The sequence below is a fragment of the Streptomyces sp. CBMA291 genome (assembly GCF_014596525.1).
Taxonomy (GTDB): domain Bacteria; phylum Actinomycetota; class Actinomycetes; order Streptomycetales; family Streptomycetaceae; genus Streptomyces.
Window position 1 is genome coordinate 1 of record NZ_MSJP01000057.1, and the last position, 935, is coordinate 935.

A 935-nucleotide genomic window follows, 5' to 3' on the forward strand; every position below is an offset into this window, starting at 1 on the left:
AGCCGGGCAGCGCGGCGCGGGCGGCGCGCACGGCGGCGTCGACGTCCTCCGCGGTGCCCGCCGGGACATGACCGATGACCTGCTCGTCCGCCGGGTTGATCACGGCGAGGGTGTCGGAGCCCGCGGCGGGGCGCCACTCCCCGTCGATGTACATCGCGTCGTGCGCCTTCATCCGCTGTCCTCTCACGGTGTCCACGGGTCCGTCGACGCACCAAACTAGCGCCGTTAGTTTTTGGGCGCCAGGGCCTGCGGAAGTGCCCCCGGTCTCACCCCGGCGGCGCTCCCCCCGCGCGCCGGACACACCACCGGGCCGGGCGGGCAGGCGCCGGGTGGCGCGGACCCGCCCGGCCCGGTGGAGAGCGGACGGGCTCCGCCGGGACGGCGGGACCGGGCGCTCAGATCTTCTGGGCGATGTCGGTGAGATGGGCGAAGACGACGATGTTCGCCTCGTAGCCCGTCGCACGGTCGAAGGCCCCGCCGCAGGTCAGCAGGCGCAACTCGGGGCGGCCCGTGGAGCCGTAGACCTCCTCGTCGGGGAAACCGGTCTTGGGGTACGTACGGACCCGGTCGACCGTGAAGACGGCGACCCGGCCGTCGGCGCGGGCGACCCGGACCGTGTTGCCGGGGCTGAGCGCGTTGAGGTTGAGGAAGACGGCGGGTCCGGTGAGGGTGTCCCGGTGGCCGACGACGACGGCGGTCCCGCGCTCCCCCGGGGTCACCCCCTTCGCGTACCAGCCGACCATCCTCGGGCTCCCGACCGGCGGGGTGGCGAGCCGCCCCTGGGCGTCGAGACCGAGTTCGACCACCGGCGCCTCGATGGTGATGGCCGGGACGGCGACCGTGGTGGGCCGCGAGCGGGCCAGGGGTGCGGGCGGGGGCCCGGGGCGGGGCGGGACGGCGGGCCGGGACGGGGCCTTGGCCCTGGGGGGGGGGTG

General features: G+C 76.0%; 2 protein-coding genes. Both read right to left on the reverse strand.

All coding sequences use genetic code 11. From position 1 onward, the window contains the following. Positions 1-172, reverse strand: a 172-nt coding sequence (locus BU197_RS15150; protein ID WP_188268812.1) for an aldehyde dehydrogenase family protein, incomplete at its 3' end; no start/stop codon positions are given. 223 nt (positions 173-395) lie between these two features. Next, a partial coding sequence (locus BU197_RS15155; protein WP_188268813.1) for a class F sortase occupies positions 396-935 on the reverse strand: 540 nt, incomplete at its 5' end.